The 16991-nt window shown below is 61.8% G+C and carries 13 protein-coding genes; all 13 read left to right on the top strand.

The window, feature by feature from the left end:
- Positions 1-4 precede the first annotated feature (4 nt).
- Positions 5-856: an ABC transporter permease gene (locus tag CPH89_RS12200; RefSeq protein ID WP_053253917.1), complete on the top strand. Its 852-nt coding sequence runs from the start codon at positions 5-7 to the stop codon at positions 854-856.
- Positions 853-1677: a quaternary amine ABC transporter ATP-binding protein gene (locus tag CPH89_RS12205; protein ID WP_053253918.1), complete on the top strand. Its 825-nt coding sequence runs from the start codon at positions 853-855 to the stop codon at positions 1675-1677. Before CPH89_RS12200 ends, CPH89_RS12205 begins: the two co-directional genes overlap by 4 nt.
- Positions 1678-1813: 136 nt before the next feature.
- Positions 1814-3337, top strand: coding sequence for an HAL/PAL/TAL family ammonia-lyase (locus CPH89_RS12210; RefSeq protein ID WP_053254189.1), 1524 nt, complete (start codon positions 1814-1816; stop codon positions 3335-3337).
- 45 nt (positions 3338-3382) lie between these two features.
- Positions 3383-4921, top strand: a complete 1539-nt coding sequence (gene hutH, locus CPH89_RS12215) for a histidine ammonia-lyase (protein WP_096236779.1) — start codon at positions 3383-3385, stop codon at positions 4919-4921.
- 181 nt (positions 4922-5102) lie between these two features.
- A complete protein-coding gene (locus CPH89_RS12220) occupies positions 5103-6512 on the top strand; it encodes an amino acid permease (protein ID WP_053253919.1) in 1410 nt (469 codons plus the stop codon).
- Positions 6513-6527: 15 nt separating this feature from the next.
- Positions 6528-7733: an imidazolonepropionase gene (hutI, locus tag CPH89_RS12225; protein WP_053253920.1), complete on the top strand. Its 1206-nt coding sequence runs from the start codon at positions 6528-6530 to the stop codon at positions 7731-7733.
- A 29-nt stretch (positions 7734-7762) separates the two neighbouring features.
- Positions 7763-8563 (top strand): N-formylglutamate deformylase, encoded by an 801-nt coding sequence (gene hutG, locus CPH89_RS12230; protein ID WP_053253921.1) that lies wholly within the window; start codon positions 7763-7765, stop codon positions 8561-8563.
- Positions 8564-8739: 176 nt separating this feature from the next.
- Positions 8740-9687, top strand: a complete 948-nt coding sequence (locus tag CPH89_RS12235) for a choline ABC transporter substrate-binding protein (protein WP_053253922.1) — start codon at positions 8740-8742, stop codon at positions 9685-9687.
- 155 nt (positions 9688-9842) lie between these two features.
- Complete coding sequence (locus CPH89_RS12240) at positions 9843-10778, top strand: alpha/beta hydrolase (protein WP_053253923.1); 936 nt, start codon at positions 9843-9845, stop codon at positions 10776-10778.
- Between the two features lie 105 nt (positions 10779-10883).
- A complete protein-coding gene (gene pip, locus CPH89_RS12245; protein WP_053253924.1) occupies positions 10884-11855 on the top strand; it encodes a prolyl aminopeptidase in 972 nt (323 codons plus the stop codon).
- Positions 11852-12289, top strand: a complete 438-nt coding sequence (gene dtd, locus CPH89_RS12250) for a D-aminoacyl-tRNA deacylase (protein ID WP_053253925.1) — start codon at positions 11852-11854, stop codon at positions 12287-12289. Before pip ends, dtd begins: the two co-directional genes overlap by 4 nt.
- A 266-nt stretch (positions 12290-12555) precedes the next feature.
- Complete coding sequence (locus CPH89_RS12255) at positions 12556-14331, top strand: glucan biosynthesis protein G (protein ID WP_053254191.1); 1776 nt, start codon at positions 12556-12558, stop codon at positions 14329-14331.
- On the top strand, positions 14324-16894 hold the full coding sequence (mdoH, locus tag CPH89_RS12260) for a glucans biosynthesis glucosyltransferase MdoH (RefSeq protein ID WP_053253926.1): 2571 nt from the start codon (positions 14324-14326) through the stop codon (positions 16892-16894). The genes CPH89_RS12255 and mdoH overlap by 8 nt, the downstream gene beginning before the upstream one ends.
- The last annotated feature ends 97 nt before the right edge of the window (positions 16895-16991 follow it).

Genomic DNA, 16991 nt, shown 5'->3' on the forward strand with positions numbered 1-16991 from the left:
CGCTATGTTTCCTGAGAGTTTTACGTTTTCCATCGCCGACTGGGTCAACGGTTGGGTGGACTCGCTGGTCACCAACTACGGCGATGTGTTCCGGCACATCTCCGACACCCTCCTATGGGCCATCGTCAACCTGGAAGGGTTGCTGCGCGCGGCGCCCTGGTGGCTGATGCTAATCATCGTCGGCGGGATCGCCTGGCACGCCACCCGCAAGGTGCTGACCACGGCGGTCATCGTTGGCTTGCTGTTCCTGGTGGGCGCGGTGGGCCTGTGGGACAAACTGATGCAAACGCTCGCACTGATGATGGTCGCCACGGTGATCTCGGTGCTGATCGGCATTCCGCTGGGCATTCTGTCGGCACGCAGCAATCGCCTGCGTTCGGTGCTGATGCCGTTGCTCGACATCATGCAAACCATGCCCAGCTTCGTGTACCTGATTCCGGTGCTGATGCTGTTCGGCCTCGGTAAGGTGCCGGCGATTTTCGCCACGGTGATCTACGCCGCGCCACCGCTGATTCGCCTGACGGATTTGGGCATTCGCCAAGTCGACGGCGAGGTCATGGAAGCCATCAATGCCTTCGGTGCCAACCGCTGGCAGCAGCTGTTCGGCGTGCAACTGCCGCTGGCGCTGCCGAGCATCATGGCCGGGATCAACCAGACCACCATGATGGCGCTGTCGATGGTGGTGATTGCCTCGATGATCGGTGCCCGTGGCCTGGGTGAAGACGTCCTCGTCGGCATCCAGACCCTCAACGTTGGCCGTGGCCTCGAAGCCGGGCTGGCGATCGTGATTCTTGCAGTGGTCATTGACCGCATTACCCAGGCCTATGGTCGTCCACGGCATGAGGCGAACAAATGACTACTGTCAGCAAAATTGAAGTTAAGAACGTCTTCAAGATCTTCGGCAACCGCTCCAAGGACGCGCTGGCCCTGGTTGGCCAGGGCAAGACCAAGGACCAGGTGCTGGCCGAGACCGGCTGCGTGGTCGGCGTGAATGACCTGTCCCTGAGCATCGGTACCGGCGAGATCTTTGTGATCATGGGCTTGTCGGGCTCCGGCAAGTCGACCTTGGTGCGCCACTTCAACCGCCTGATTGATCCCACCAGCGGCGCGATCCTGGTGGACGGCGAAGACATCCTGCAACTGGACATGGAAGCCTTGCGCCAATTCCGTCGGCACAAGATCAGCATGGTGTTCCAGAGCTTCGGCCTGCTGCCCCACAAGAGCGTGCTCGACAACGTCGCCTATGGCTTGAAAGTGCGTGGCGAAACCAAGCAGGTCTGCGCCGAACGCGCGCTGCACTGGATCGAAACCGTGGGCCTCAAAGGCTACGAAAACAAATACCCGCACCAGCTTTCCGGCGGCATGCGCCAACGTGTGGGCCTGGCTCGCGCCTTGGCGGCTGACACCGACATCATTCTGATGGACGAAGCCTTCAGTGCGCTCGACCCGCTGATCCGCGCCGAGATGCAGGACCAGTTGCTCGAGCTGCAAAAGACCCTGCACAAGACCATCGTGTTCATCACCCACGACCTCGACGAGGCCGTGCGTATCGGCAACCGCATTGCGATCCTCAAGGACGGCAAGCTGATCCAGGTCGGCACGCCGCGCGAGATCTTGCATTCGCCGGCGGATGAGTATGTGGACCGGTTTGTTCAGCGGCGGGCGGCGGTGGTCTGACCCGGATTTTGAGGTGAGCCGGCTGGCCTCTTCGCGAGCAAGCCCGCTCCCACATTTGGAATGCGTTCCCCTGTGGGAGCGGGCTTGCCCGCGAAGAGGCCGGTAAGGCTGCACAAAAATTGAAGAAGGTATGAAGATGTCCCAGGCAGCAAAAATCATCATCGCCGACGCCCCGATGCGCTGGCAGGACGTGGTCGCCGTGGCCCGTCATGGCGCGGTGCTCGAACTGTCGGGCCACGCCTGGGCGCGCATCGACAATGCCCAGGCCATCGTGCAGCGCATCGTCACCCGCGGTGAACGCGCCTATGGCGTGAACACCGGCCTGGGCGCGTTGTGCAACGTGTCGCTCAAGGGCGAGCAACTCAGCCAGCTGTCGCGCAACACCCTGCTCAGCCACGCCTGTGGCGTCGGCCCGGTGCTCCGCGACGAGCAGACCCGCGCGATTATTTGCGCGGCCATCATCAACTACAGCCACGGCAAATCCGGCCTGCATCCGCAGGTGGTGCATTCGTTGCTGGCGCTGCTTAACCACGGCATCACGCCGCAAGTGCCGTCCCAGGGTTCGGTGGGTTACCTGACCCACATGGCCCACGTCGGCGTGGCCTTGCTCGGCGTTGGCAATGTGAGCTACCAGGGCCGCATCGTTGCGGCGCAACAGGCCCTGAGCGCAGAAGGTTTGCAGCCGGTGGTGCTCGGCGCCAAGGACGGCCTGTGCCTGGTCAACGGCACGCCGTGCATGACCGGCCTGAGCTGCCTGGCCCTGGCCGACGCGCATCACTTGCTGCAATGGGCTGACGTAATCGGCGCCATGAGCTTCGAGGCCCAGCGCGGCCAGATCGATGCGTTTGACGAAGCCATCATCGCCCTCAAGCCGCACCCCGGCATGCAACACGTGGGTATCAACCTGCGCGCCTTGCTCGACGGCAGTGAAGTAATCGCCAGCAGCAAGGGCATCCGCACCCAGGACGCCCTGAGCATTCGCTCGATCCCGCAGATTCACGGTGCAGCCCGCGACCAGGTAGAACACGCCACCCGCCAGATCGAGACCGAACTCAACAGCGCCACGGACAACCCGCTGGTGCTCGGCACTCCGGACGACTACCGCGTAGTGTCCCAGGCCAACCCGCACGGTCAGTCCGTAGCGCTGGCGGCCGACATGCTCGCCATTGCCATGGCTGAAATCGGCGCGGTGGCCGAGCGCCGCCTGGACCGCCTGATCAACCCGCATGTTAGCGGCTTGCCGGCGTTCCTGGTCAGCAACCCCGGGGTCAACTCCGGGATGATGATCGTGCAGTACGTCGCGGCATCCCTGTGCGGGCAAAACCGCCAACTGGCCCAACCGGCGGTGCTCGACAACTTCGTCACCTCCGGCCTGCAGGAAGACCACCTGAGCATGGGCACCAATGCCGCGCTCAAGCTGCATCAGCTGTTGGCCAACGTCACCCAGATTCTCGCCATCGAATACCTGCTGGCGGCCCAGGCCTTCGAGTTTCTCAAGGACCAGCGTTTCGGCGCAGGCACTCACTGTGCCTGGCGCCTGTTGCGCGAAACAGTCCCGGCCTATGAGCAGGACCGCTGGCTGGCGCCGGACATCGCGAGCGCCGCCGCGCTGCTCAACGACAGCACTTTGCTGCACCACGTATTACCGAATTTGCACTGAGCACTTATTCAACAGAAGTATTCAAAAGAACAATTCACAAGGAGTATGAATGTGACTGCGCTAAATCTGATTCCAGGCCAACTGAGCCTTGCCCAACTGCGGGCTATCTACCAGCAGCCGGTAACCCTCAGCCTGGATGACAGCGCCACGGCGCAGATCGAAGCCAGCGTTGCCTGCGTGGAGCAGATTCTCGCCGAGAATCGCACGGCCTACGGCATCAACACCGGTTTTGGCCTGCTGGCATCGACCCGCATCGCCAGCGAAGACCTGGAAAACCTCCAGCGTTCCCTGGTGCTGTCCCACGCCGCCGGCGTCGGTGAGCCGATCAGCGATGCGCTGGTGCGGCTGGTCATGGTGCTCAAGGTGAACAGCCTGAGCCGTGGCTTCTCGGGGATTCGCCGCCAGGTGATCGACGCGCTGATTGCCTTGATCAATGCCGAGGTGTACCCCCACATCCCGCTCAAAGGTTCGGTCGGTGCATCCGGTGACCTGGCGCCACTGGCACACATGTCGTTGGTGCTGCTCGGCGAAGGCAAGGCGCGCTATAAAGGCGAATGGCTGGAAGCCACTGAAGCGCTGAAAGTCGCCGGCCTGGCGCCGCTGACCCTCGCCGCCAAGGAAGGCCTTGCGCTGCTCAACGGCACGCAGGTGTCCACCGCGTACGCCCTGCGCGGCCTGTTCGAAGGCGAAGATTTGTTCGCCGGCGCACTCGCGTGTGGTGGCTTGACCGTGGAAGCCGTGCTGGGCTCGCGCTCGCCGTTCGACGCACGGATTCACGCGGCGCGTGGCCAACGCGGGCAGATCGATTCGGCTGCGGCCTATCGCGATCTGCTGGGCGAAAGCAGCCAGGTCTCGCAGTCGCACCAGAATTGCGACAAGGTGCAAGACCCTTACTCCCTGCGCTGCCAGCCGCAAGTCATGGGCGCCTGCCTGACTCAATTCCGCCAGGCCGCCGAAGTGCTGGTGGTGGAAGCCAACGCCGTGTCGGATAACCCACTGGTGTTCGCAGCCGAAGGCGACGTGATCTCCGGCGGTAACTTCCACGCCGAACCGGTGGCCATGGCCGCGGATAACATGGCACTGGCCATCGCTGAAATCGGCTCCCTGAGCGAGCGTCGTATCTCGCTGATGATGGACAAGCACATGTCGCAACTGCCGCCGTTCCTGGTGGGCAATGGCGGGGTGAACTCCGGCTTCATGATCGCCCAGGTCACGGCGGCAGCCCTGGCCAGCGAGAACAAGGCGCTGTCCCATCCGCATAGCGTTGATAGCCTGCCGACGTCCGCCAACCAGGAAGACCACGTGTCCATGGCCCCGGCTGCCGGCAAGCGTCTGTGGGAAATGGCTGAGAACACGCGTGGCATCCTTGCCGTTGAATGGTTGGCGGCCTGCCAGGGCCTGGACCTGCGCGAAGGCTTGAAAACTTCGCCGAAGCTGGAAAAAGCCCGTGGCATCCTGCGCGCCAAAGTGGGGTTCTACGACAAGGACCGCTTCTTTGCCCCGGACATCATTGCCGCCACTGAGCTGCTCGCCAGCCGCTGCCTGAATGAGCTGGTGCCGGCCACGTTGCTGCCAAGCCTCTAAGCTCGCCGCTGTCCAATGTGGGAGCTGTCGAGCCCCAGCGAGGCTGCGAAGGCGTCGGCACAGGCAACATTTTTGTTGCCTGACACACCGCCTTCGCAGCCTCGCTAAAGCTCGACAGCGCCCACATTTAATGTGCGATAGCGATGGATTTTCTCGGGATAAAAATAATTAGGGAAGAGAAATGCACCAGCAAGAAAAGGGTTTGAAACGCGGGCTCAGTGCCCGACATATTCGCTTCATGGCACTCGGTTCCGCGATCGGCACCGGGCTGTTCTATGGCTCCGCCTCGGCCATCCAGATGGCGGGCCCTGCCGTTCTGCTGGCCTACCTGATTGGCGGTGCCGCTGTGTTCATGGTCATGCGCGCCCTTGGCGAAATGGCCGTGCACAACCCGGTGTCCGGCTCTTTCGGCCAATACGCCAGCACCTACCTGGGCCCCATGGCCGGGTTTATCCTCGGCTGGACGTATGCGTTTGAAATGATCATCGTCTGCCTCGCCGACGTTACCGCTTTCGGCATTTACATGGGCTTCTGGTTTCCTGACGTCGCGCGTTGGGTGTGGGTGCTCGGCATTGTGTTTTTGATCGGCGGCCTGAACCTGTGCAGCGTCAAAGTGTTTGGCGAGATGGAGTTCTGGCTGTCGTTGCTCAAGGTTGGCGCCATCGTGGCGATGATTCTCGGCGGCTTCGGCATCATGCTGTTCGGCATCCACTCGGCGGGTGAGACTCAGGCCAGTGGCCTGAGCAACCTGTGGGCCCATGGCGGCTTCATGCCTAATGGGGTCGGCGGTTTGATCGCCTCGTTCGCGGTGGTGATGTTTGCCTTCGGCGGCATCGAAATCATCGGCATCACCGCCGGTGAAGCCAAGGACCCGCAACGCGTTATCCCCAAGGCGATCAACGCGGTGCCGCTGCGCATCCTGTTGTTCTATGTGCTGACCCTGTTTGTGCTGATGGCCCTCTACCCGTGGCCACAGATCGGCAGCCAGGGCAGCCCGTTCGTGCAGATCTTCAGCAACCTTGGCATCGGCTCGGCGGCGACCCTTCTTAACATCGTGGTGATCTCGGCGGCGGTCTCAGCCATCAACAGCGACATCTTCGGCGCCGGCCGCATGATGTACGGGCTGGCCCAGCAAGGTCAGGCGCCCAAGGGCTTTGCTCAGTTGTCCAAGCAAGGCGTGCCCTGGATGACCGTGGTGGTGATGGGCGCGGCGCTGCTTGGCGGCGTGGTGCTCAACTACCTGATCCCGGAAAACGTGTTCCTGTTGATTGCCTCGATCGCGACCTTCGCCACGGTGTGGGTGTGGTTGATGATTTTGTTCACTCAGGTCGCGATGCGCCGTTCGATGACCCAGGCGCAGGTCGCCGAGCTGAAATTCCCGGTACCGTTCTGGCCCTACGCGCCAGCGGCCGCCATTGTGTTCATGCTGTTCGTGTTTGGCGTGCTGGGTTACTTCCCGGACACCCAGGCCGCTTTGCTGGTCGGCGCCGTCTGGATCGTGCTGCTGGTGCTCGCCTACCTGCTGTGGGTCAAGCCCGCTGCCGGGCAGGGCGCCAAGGTCCATTACGACTCGGCTTTGTCTCATCGATAACTTAGGGAGGCGTTGATGAAAACGCTTTGGCAACACTGCCACGTCGCAACCATGGCCCAGGGCAAATACTCGATCATCGAGGATGCCGTCATGGTCACCGCGGGTTCGCTGATCGAGTGGATCGGCCCCCGTAGCCAGGCGCCAGCGGCGGATTACGCCCAGGTGCATGACCTGCAAGGCGCGTGGGTCACCCCCGGGCTGATTGACTGCCACACCCACACGGTGTTCGGTGGCAATCGCAGCGGCGAATTCGAGCAGCGCCTGGAAGGCGTGAGCTACGCCGAAATCGCCGCCAAGGGTGGCGGTATTGCCAGCACCGTGCGCGCCACGCGTGCCGCCAGCGAAGATGAATTGTTTGCCAGCGCGCACAAGCGCCTGCGCAGTCTGCTGCGCGACGGCGTGACCACGGTGGAGATCAAATCCGGCTACGGCCTGGACCTGGCCAGTGAGCGCAAATTGCTGCGGGTGATTCGGCGCCTCGGCGAAGCGCTGCCGGTCAGCGTGCGTGCCACCTGCCTGGCGGCCCATGCGTTGCCGCCGGAGTACAAGGACCGCGCGGATGATTACATCGACCACATCTGCACTGAGATGCTGCCGGCCCTGGCAGCGGAGGGGCTGGTGGACGCGGTGGATGCGTTCTGCGAATACCTGGCGTTTTCCCCGGAACAGGTGGAGCGGGTGTTTAAAGTCGCCCAGCAACTGGGCCTGCCGGTGAAGCTGCACGCCGAACAACTGTCGTCGCTGCACGGCTCCAGCCTGGCCGCGCGTTACCAGGCGTTGTCGGCGGACCATCTGGAGTTCATGACCGAAGAAGATGCCATCGCCATGGCCGCTTCCGGCACCGTCGCGGTGCTGTTGCCGGGCGCCTTCTACTTCCTGCGCGAAACCCAGTTGCCGCCGATGGCAGCCCTGCGCAAACACGGCGTGAAGATCGCCATCGCCAGTGACCTCAACCCCGGCACCTCACCGGCGTTGTCGGTGCGCCTGATGCTGAACATGGCCTGCACCCTGTTCCGGATGACCCCGGAAGAAGCCCTGGCGGGCGCCACGCAACACGCCGCCACCGCGCTGGGCATGGGCCAGACCCATGGTTCGCTGGAGGCGGGCAAGGTTGCCGACTTTGTCGCCTGGCAGATTGATCGTCCCGCCGACCTGGCCTACTGGCTGGGCGGCGAGCTGGATAAACGCGTCGTGCGCCACGGCGTCGATGTCACTGTTTAAGGCTGCCTTTGTGAACGAGGAGTACTGCTGTGGATAAGGTTCTGAACTTCAAACAAGGCCGTGTGCCGCTGCTGATCAGCATGCCCCACGCCGGCCTGCGCCTGACGCCCGCGGTGGAAGCCGGGTTGATCCCCGAAGCGCAAAGCCTGCCGGACACCGATTGGCACATCCCCACGCTGTATGACTTTGCCGAGGAACTGGGCGCCAGCACCTTGTCGGCCGAGTACTCGCGGTTTGTCATCGACCTGAACCGGCCGTCGGACGACAAACCCTTGTACGCCGGTGCTACCACCGGGCTATACCCGGCGACGTTGTTCGACGGCGTGGCGTTGTTCCGCGAAGGCCTGGAGCCTTCCCCGGCGGAGCGCGCCACCTACCTGCAAAAGATCTGGGGCCCGTACCACCGCGCCCTGCAAGAAGAACTGGCGCGGCTCAAGGCTGAGTTTGGCTATGCATTGCTGTTTGATGCGCACTCGATCCGCTCGGTGATCCCGCACCTGTTCGACGGCAAGCTGCCGGACTTCAACCTCGGCACTTTCAACGGCGCCGCTTGTGATCCTCAGCTGGCCAGCCAGTTGGAAGCCATCTGCGCCACGCATCCGCAGTACACCCACGTGCTCAACGGGCGCTTCAAGGGCGGGCACATCACCCGCCACTACGGCGACCCGGCGCAGGATATCCACGCCGTGCAATTGGAGCTGTGCCAGAGCGCTTATATGGAAGAGTTCGAGCCGTTTCGTTATCGGCCTGATCTGGCCGAGCCGACACGGGTGGTGTTGAAGCAATTGCTGGAAGGGTTCCTGAACTGGGGGCACAAGCACTACCGGTAATTTTCGGTGCTGCTGAAATAGCGCTCGACTTGCCCGCGATGGCGGCCTCACGGTCGCCCCAGTGCAACTGCCGGTCGCCACAGGTCGTGTTAGCAGAGGTCCCGCTGGGTAAGGTTGTGGGCAGGGCGCGTCAGACGCCACTCCCCACAATAAAGCTGCCGAGTGAGACCTCTTTGATGAAAAGACCGTTCAACCGTTACCTGTTGACCCTCATCGGCGCCGCACTCCTGAGTGCACAAGCCATGGCCGCTGAACCGGCCTCCTGCAAAGCGGTGCGCATGGGCGTGGTCAGTTGGACCGACGTGATCGCCACCTCGGGCATGGCCGACGTGCTGCTCAACGGCCTGGGCTACGACAGCAAGCAGACCAGTGCGGTGCAGCAGATCATCTTTGCCGGCATCCGCGACAAGCGCCTGGAGATCTTCCTCGGCTACTGGAAACCGGCGATGGACAACAATATCGCGCCATTCCTGGCCGCCAAGCAGGTCAAGGTCTTCGACACGCCCAGCCTCTCCGATGCCCAAGCCACCCTGGCCGTGCCGCAGTACGTGGCCGATGCCGGATTGAAAACGTTCGCCGACATCGCCCGCTTCAAGGACAAACTGGGCGGCAAGATCTACGGTATCGAGCCCGGCAGCGGTGCCAATACCGATATCCAGAGAATGATCGACACCAACCACTTCGGCCTCGGCGACTTCAAACTGGTCGCCTCCGGTGAGGCGGGTATGCTGGCGGCGGTGCAGCGGGCGGTGAATCGCAAGGAGTTCGTGGTGTTTGTCGGCTGGACCCCACACCCGATGAACATCAATATGAAAATGGCCTACCTCACCGGCAGTGAAGATGTGTTCGGCCCGGACGAAGGTCGCGCTACGGTTTCCACCGTCACCGCGCCGGACTTTGGCGAACGTTGCCCTAACGCCAACCGCCTGCTGGCAAACCTGACCTTCACCGCCGCCCAGGAAAGCCAGTTGATGGTACCGATCATGGAGCGCCAGTCGCCGCAGGATGTGGCCAAGCAATGGCTGCGTGACCACCCTGAGGATTTGCAGCGCTGGTTGGCCGGGGTTACGGCGTTTGATGGCAGCGATGGCATGGCAGCAGTGCAGGCCAGCCTCAAACCTTAAGCCGGCCACGGTAGATCAAACATCACAGCGCAAAGGTGGGAGCCGGCTTGCTCGCGAATGCGGTGGGTCAACCAACTCATCAGGCGGCTGATACACCGCTTTCGCGAGCAAGCCCGCTCCCACCGGTTGATCGCCATTGTCAGAGACATTTACGTATGTCCGAATACCCTATTTCTTCGCCGATGCGCGCCTTCGTCGCCAAAACCGACGCCTTCACCCGTGACGACGCGTCGCTGGCAGGCTTACGCCACAACTACAACCGTATGTGCCAGGCCTTCACGCCACCGAAGCCTGAAGGGCTGCAAGTCTCGGACTTCGCACTGGGCGGCGTAGGCGTGCGCAGTTACTTACCCACGGCTCCGGCGCCGACGGAGGGCTGGCCCTGTCTCCTTTATATGCACGGCGGCGGTTGGGTGGTCGGCGGGCTGGATTCCCATGATTTCATTTGTTTCGAGTTGGCCAGTACGCTGCAGGTGCTGGTGCTCGCCATCGATTATCGCCTGGCACCCGAACACCCGTTCCCGGCGGCTTACGAGGATTGCCGCGCGGTGTGGCAAGCGATCCAGGCGGGCGAGGGGCCGCACGCCATCCACCTGCAACGGCTGGCGGTGATCGGTGACAGCGCGGGCGGCAATCTGGCTGCGGCGCTGTGTCTGGGCCTGCGCGATGACGGCCAGCCGCTGCCCCTGGCTCAAGTGCTGATTTATCCAGGGCTGGGCGGCGCGTCTGATTTGCCTTCGCGGCGTGACTGCTGGGATGCGCCGCTGCTCAGCACGGCCGACACCGACGGCTACCGGGCGCTCTACCTGCCGGGCGCCGGCCATCCATCGCCCTATGCCCTGCCACTGCTGGCCGAGGATTTCAGCGGTTTGCCCAAGGCATTGATCGCCGTGGCCCAGTTCGACCCGCTGCGTGATGACGGCATGCTCTACGCCGAACGCCTGCAAGCGGCGGGCGTGTCCGCGCTGATGTATCCGGGCAAGGGCCTGATCCACGGCTGTTTGCGCGCGCGCGGCCAAGTGGCGGAGGTGGATCAACTGTATGACTGTCTGCTGGATTACCTGAGGAGCGAAGGGCTGACACAGGTCTAAGCGCTCAAGGACATGCTCATTGCACAATTCGGGTTTATGATGCCAGACGGCAAAAAATAATAGACGTCCCCCCAGGGATGAACCCGACACCCTACGGAGCGCGCAATGCAGACTTGGTACCCGCAGATCAAACCCTACGCCCGGCACGATCTGGCAGTCGATGACACCCACACGCTGTACGTCGATGAAAGTGGCTCCCCCGAGGGCTTGCCCGTCGTCTTCATTCATGGCGGCCCGGGCTCCGGTTGCGACGCGCAGAGCCGCTGCTACTTTGATCCGAACCTTTACCGCATTGTGACCTTCGACCAGCGCGGTTGCGGGCGCTCCACCCCTCGCGCAAGCCTGGAAAACAACACCACCTGGGACTTGGTCGCCGACCTTGAGCGCATCCGCGAGCACCTGGGCATCGAAAAATGGGTGCTGTTCGGCGGCTCCTGGGGGTCGACCCTTTCCCTGGCCTACGCACAAACCCATCCTGAGCGTGTGCATGGCCTGATCCTGCGCGGCATCTTCCTGGCTCGCCCGCAAGACATTCACTGGTTCTACCAGGACGGCGCGAGCCGCATGTTCCCCGATTACTGGCAGGATTACCTTGCGCCGATCCCTGCGGATGAGCGCCACAACATGGTTGCGGCTTACCACAAGCGCCTGACCGGCAACGACCAGATCGCCCAGATGCACGCGGCCAAAGCCTGGTCCGGCTGGGAAGGTCGTATGTTGGGCCTGTGCCCGAGCCCGCAGCATGTCGAGCGTTTTTCCGAGCCGCAGCGCGCGCTGTCCATTGCGCGTATCGAGTGCCACTACTTCACCAACGACTCCTTCCTGGAGCCCAACCAGCTGATTCGCGACATGCACAAGATCGCCCATCTGCCTGGCGTAATCATTCATGGCCGCTACGATATGATCTGCCCGCTGGACAATGCCTGGGAGCTGCATCAGGCGTGGCCCAACAGTGAGCTGCAAGTGATCCGCGAAGCCGGCCATGCCGCGTCCGAACCGGGCATCACCGATGCGTTGGTGCGCGCGACCGGCGAGATGGCACGACGCCTGCTTGATCTGCCCCCTGAAGAAGCATGAAGGGCCTGTTGCAGCGGGTGCGTGGCGCCCGCGTCGAGGTTGCGGGCGAAGTCGTAGGGGCAATTGACCAGGGTTTGTTGGTGCTGGTAGCCGTCGAACCTTCAGATACGCCCGAGAGCGCCGACAAACTGTTGCACAAGCTGCTTAACTACCGGGTATTCAGTGACGACGAGGGCAAGATGAACCTGTCCTTGAAGGATATCGGTGGTGGTTTGTTGCTGGTGTCGCAGTTCACCCTGGCGGCGGACACCAAAAGCGGGCTGCGGCCGAGCTTCTCCACGGCGGCCCCTCCGGCACTCGGAGCAGGGCTTTTTGAGTACTTGTTGTTACAAGCGCAACAATTGCATGGCAAGGTGGCGTCAGGGCGTTTTGGCGCGGATATGCAGGTGCATTTGGTCAATGATGGCCCTGTGACCTTCCTCTTACAGACATGAATGTATTAAAAACGACTTTAATGCCTAAAAACGCAGGGTTTCGCTACAAATACTTCGTTGTCCCTGATGCGTTGTTTCGCGGGCTACTAGATAATCGCGCGCTACGGGGATCAGCGTTGTTTGGTCCATTTTTGACTTAGGTAGAGACTTGTCCGTCGACCATTGGGGAATCATTTTGACCCAGGGGAGTCGGAACAATGCTCGCCAACCTGGCATATAGATAGCTGGCCGTTGGTTTTTTGATCTGTTTTCGGCGAGGGTTGCTCGTGATTGTTAGTCCCTGTAATGCACCAAAATTGTCTGCCAAACGGTTACGAAACGCACTGGTAACGGGCTCTGCCCTGTTTTGCCTGTTCGGCGCGGGTCAACTGTGGGCATTCAGTCTGGATGATGTGTCGGCCAAGGCAAAAGAGCTGGCCGGGCAGAAATACGAAGCTCCGCGCAGCAATCTGCCTAACGAATTTCGCGAAATGAAATTCGCCGACTATCAGAAGATTCGTTTCCGTAACGAAAAAGCCGAATGGGCCGATCAGAACACGCCGTTCAAACTGTCCTTCTATCACCAGGGCATGCACTTCGACACGCCGGTGAAAATCAACGAAGTGACCGCCGACAGTGTTCATGAAATCAAGTACGACCCGACGCGTTTCGATTTCGGTGACGTGAAATATGATCCAAAGTCCACCGAACAACTGGGTTATGCCGGTTTCCGTGTGCTTTACCCGATCAACAAAGACGACAAGCAAGACGAAATCATGACCATGCTCGGCGCCAGCTACTTCCGCGTCGTCGGCAAAGGCCAGGCCTATGGCCTGTCCGCCCGTGGCATGGCGATCGACACTGCATTGCCGTCCGGTGAAGAGTTCCCGCGTTTCACCGAGTTCTGGATCGAGCGTCCAAAACCGGGCGAAAAACAGCTGGTGATCTTCGCCCTGCTGGATTCGCCACGCGCGACCGGCGCCTATCGCCTGACCCTGCGCCCTGGCACCGACACCATTGTCGACGTCAAGTCGCAGATGTTCCTGCGCGACAAGGTCACCAAGCTGGGCATTGCCCCGCTGACCAGCATGTACCTGTTCGGCGCGAACCAGCCGTCGAAAGTGCTCAATTACCGTCGTGAACTGCACGACTCCAGCGGTCTGTCGATCCATGCCGGCAATGGCGAGTGGATCTGGCGCCCACTGAACAACCCTAAACACCTGTCGGTCAGTAACTTCAGCGTCGAGAACCCGCGTGGTTTCGGCTTGCTGCAACGTGGCCGCGACTTCAGCCACTACGAAGACCTGGACGACAACTACGACAAGCGCCCAAGCGCCTGGATCGAGCCTGAAGGCGACTGGGGCAAGGGTTCCGTCGACCTGGTAGAGATTCCGACCGCCGACGAAACCAACGACAACATCGTTGCGTTCTGGAGCCCGGCCGAACTGCCGAAAGTCGGCGAGCCGCTGGACGTCAGCTACCGCCTGCACTGGACCATGGACGAAAAGGCCCTGCACCCGGCCGACAGCGCCTGGGTCAAGCAGACCCTGCGTTCCACCGGTGACGTGAAGCAATCCAACCTGATCCGTCAGCCTGACGGCAGCGTGGCCTACCTGGTGGACTTCGAGGGCCCGGCCCTGAAGAACCTGCCGGCGGACGCCCCGGTTCGCAGCCAGGTGAGTGTTGGCGACAACGCCGAAATCGTTGAAAACAGCGTGCGCTACAACGAGCACACCAAAGGCTGGCGCCTGACCCTGCGCATGAAGATCAAAGACACAGGCAAGCCGACCGAAATGCGTGCGGCGTTGGTTGAGGACATCGTCAAACCTGAGCCTGAGAAGGTCTCGACCCAGGTGCTCAAAGCCGACAAGCTGTTGGCCAAGCAACACGAGAAACAGGCCAAGAAAGACGCGAAAGAAGCTAAAGACGCCAAAGACGCGAAAGACAAGGACGCCAAGCAGCCAGAAGCGGCCTCAGCCACTCCACTCTCTAACCCAGATCCGGCCAAGACAGAACATGTCCTGACCGAGACCTGGAGCTATCAGTTGCCTGCCGATGAGTAATTCTCAAGCCACGCCCGAGACGCTCTCCGAGTACCTGGCGCACCTCCCGATGACTGCAGAGCAGCGCGCCGAACTGGCGGGCTGCACTTCCTTCAGCGAGCTGCACCAACGTTTGTCGTCCGCAACCTTCGACGCACCAACCGACGCTGCCCAAGCGTCGGTTGGCCGTCGGCTGACCCTCAACACGGCTGAAGAGCTGCAAGATGCAGAAATGCTGGCACTCGATGCCAGTGGCCGTGTCTGCCTGAAGGCCACGCCGCCGATCCGTCGGACAAAAGTGGTGCCCGAGCCTTGGCGAACCAACATCCTGGTGCGCGGCTGGCGCCGGATGACCGGTCGCACCAACCCTCCGGCACCGCCGAAGGACGAGCGTGTATTGCCAGCCGCCCGCTGGCGTACCGTGGGTTCGATCCGTCGTTATATCCTGCTGGTGCTGATGCTCGGCCAGACCATCGTTGCCGGCTGGTACATGAAAGGCATCATGCCGTACCAGGGCTGGTCGCTGGTCGACTTCGACGAGATTCGCAATCAGACCCTGCTGCAAACCGCCACCCAGGTACTGCCTTACGCCCTGCAAACCAGCATCCTGATCATGTTCGGGATCTTGTTCTGCTGGGTTTCGGCCGGTTTCTGGACCGCGCTGATGGGCTTCCTCGAACTGCTCACCGGTCACGATAAATACCGGATCTCCGGTAAAAGTGCCGGCGACGAGCCGATTCCGAAAGATGCCCGCACCGCGTTGGTGATGCCGATCTGCAACGAAGACGTGCCCCGGGTATTTGCCGGTCTGCGTGCGACGTTTGAGTCGGTAGCCGCCACCGGTGACCTGGATCGCTTTGATTTCTTCGTCCTCAGCGACAGTAACGAAGCCGATATCTGCATCGCCGAACAACAAGCCTGGCTTGATGTGTGCCGCGAAGCCGGTGGTTTCGGCAAGATCTTCTATCGCCGTCGTCGCCGTCGCGTGAAGCGCAAGAGCGGCAACCTTGACGACTTCTGCCGTCGTTGGGGCGGTGAATACAAGTACATGGTGGTCCTCGACGCCGACAGCGTGATGAGCGGCGAATGCCTGACCAGCCTGGTGCGCCTGATGGAAGCCACGCCGGATGCCGGGATTATCCAGACCGCGCCACGGGCGTCGGGCATGGACACCCTGTATGCGCGCATGCAGCAGTTCGCTACCCGCGTCTATGGCCCGCTGTTTACGGCTGGCCTGCACTTCTGGCAGTTGGGTGAATCGCACTACTGGGGCCACAACGCCATCATCCGCATGAAGCCATTTATCGAGCACTGCGCCCTCGCGCCGTTGCCGGGTAAAGGGGCGTTTGCCGGTGCGATTCTGTCCCACGACTTCGTTGAAGCAGCGCTGATGCGCCGTGCCGGCTGGGGCGTGTGGATTGCCTACGACCTGCCGGGCAGCTATGAAGAGCTGCCGCCGAACCTGCTGGACGAACTCAAGCGTGACCGTCGCTGGTGCCACGGTAACCTGATGAACTTCCGCCTGTTCCTGGTAAAAGGCATGCACCCGGTACACCGTGCGGTGTTCCTGACCGGCGTGATGTCGTACCTGTCGGCACCGTTGTGGTTCTTCTTCCTGGTGCTGTCGACAGCGTTGCTGGCGGTGAACACCCTGATGGAACCCCAGTACTTCATGGCGCCACGCCAGTTGTACCCCCTGTGGCCGCAATGGCATCCGGACAAGGCGGTGGCGCTGTTCTCCACCACCATTGTGTTGCTGTTCCTGCCTAAATTGCTGAGCATCATCCTGATCTGGGCCAAGGGCGCGAAAGAGTTCGGCGGCAAGTTCAAGGTGACCTTGTCGATGCTGCTGGAGATGTTGTTCTCCATGCTGCTGGCCCCGGTGCGGATGATCTTCCACACCCGTTTCGTGCTCGCTGCGTTCCTCGGCTGGGCTGCGACCTGGAACTCGCCGCAGCGTGACGACGACTCCACGCCATGGAGCGAGGCGGTCAAGCGCCACGGTCCACAAACCCTGCTTGGCTTCCTGTGGGCGCTGCTGGTGGTGTGGTTGAACCCAAGCTTCCTGTGGTGGCTGATCCCGATCGTGGGTTCGCTGATGCTGTCGATTCCGGTGTCGGTGATCTCCAGCCGGGTCAAGCTGGGCCTCAAGTCCCGCGACGAGAGCCTGTTCCTGATCCCCGAGGAATACAATCCGCCGCAAGCCCTGCTGTCGACCGAGAAGTACACCCACGAAAACCGTTGGCACGCCCTCAATGACGGGTTTGTGCGTTCGGTGGTCGACCCGCAGCAAAACGCCCTGGCCTGCGCCCTGGCGACCTCGCGTCACCGTGAGGCGGAGCCGATCGAGCACCTGCGTCAGGAACGTGTTCGCCACGCGTTGAAAGTCGGCCCTGCCGGCCTCAACAATGGCGAGCGCCTGGCGTTGCTCAGTGACCCGGTGGCCCTCGCTCGTCTGCACCAGCAGGTGTGGAACGAAGGCCACGCCGAGTGGCTCGGCGCCTGGCGTGAATCGATCAAGGCTGATCCGCACGCGCCATTGCTGCCGCTGCAACCCCTGTCGTCCCAGGCCCAACTGGCCTGATTCAGACACCCCCGAGGGTTCACCTCGGGGGCGTTCGAAGCGCTGGTCCTACAGCGTTTCACGCTTCTTCCTCTTAGCTCTAACCCCTTGTTATTTC

It is taken from the genome of Pseudomonas fluorescens (assembly GCF_900215245.1).
GTDB classification, from domain to species: Bacteria; Pseudomonadota; Gammaproteobacteria; order Pseudomonadales; family Pseudomonadaceae; genus Aquipseudomonas; species Aquipseudomonas fluorescens.

Bases quoted from the DNA above. Each gene is read 5' to 3' on its own strand.
- CPH89_RS12200 (WP_053253917.1), top strand. From the start codon at position 5: ATGTTTCCTGAGAGTTTTACGTTTTCCATCGCCGACTGGGTCAACGGT.
- CPH89_RS12205 (WP_053253918.1), top strand. From the start codon at position 853: ATGACTACTGTCAGCAAAATTGAAGTTAAGAACGTCTTCAAGATCTTC.
- CPH89_RS12210 (WP_053254189.1), top strand. From the start codon at position 1,814: ATGTCCCAGGCAGCAAAAATCATCATCGCCGACGCCCCGATGCGCTGG.
- hutH (WP_096236779.1), top strand. From the start codon at position 3,383: ATGAATGTGACTGCGCTAAATCTGATTCCAGGCCAACTGAGCCTTGCC.
- CPH89_RS12220 (WP_053253919.1), top strand. From the start codon at position 5,103: ATGCACCAGCAAGAAAAGGGTTTGAAACGCGGGCTCAGTGCCCGACAT.
- hutI (WP_053253920.1), top strand. From the start codon at position 6,528: ATGAAAACGCTTTGGCAACACTGCCACGTCGCAACCATGGCCCAGGGC.
- CPH89_RS12235 (WP_053253922.1), top strand. From the start codon at position 8,740: ATGAAAAGACCGTTCAACCGTTACCTGTTGACCCTCATCGGCGCCGCA.
- CPH89_RS12240 (WP_053253923.1), top strand. From the start codon at position 9,843: ATGTCCGAATACCCTATTTCTTCGCCGATGCGCGCCTTCGTCGCCAAA.
- pip (WP_053253924.1), top strand. From the start codon at position 10,884: ATGCAGACTTGGTACCCGCAGATCAAACCCTACGCCCGGCACGATCTG.
- dtd (WP_053253925.1), top strand. From the start codon at position 11,852: ATGAAGGGCCTGTTGCAGCGGGTGCGTGGCGCCCGCGTCGAGGTTGCG.
- mdoH (WP_053253926.1), top strand. From the start codon at position 14,324: ATGAGTAATTCTCAAGCCACGCCCGAGACGCTCTCCGAGTACCTGGCG.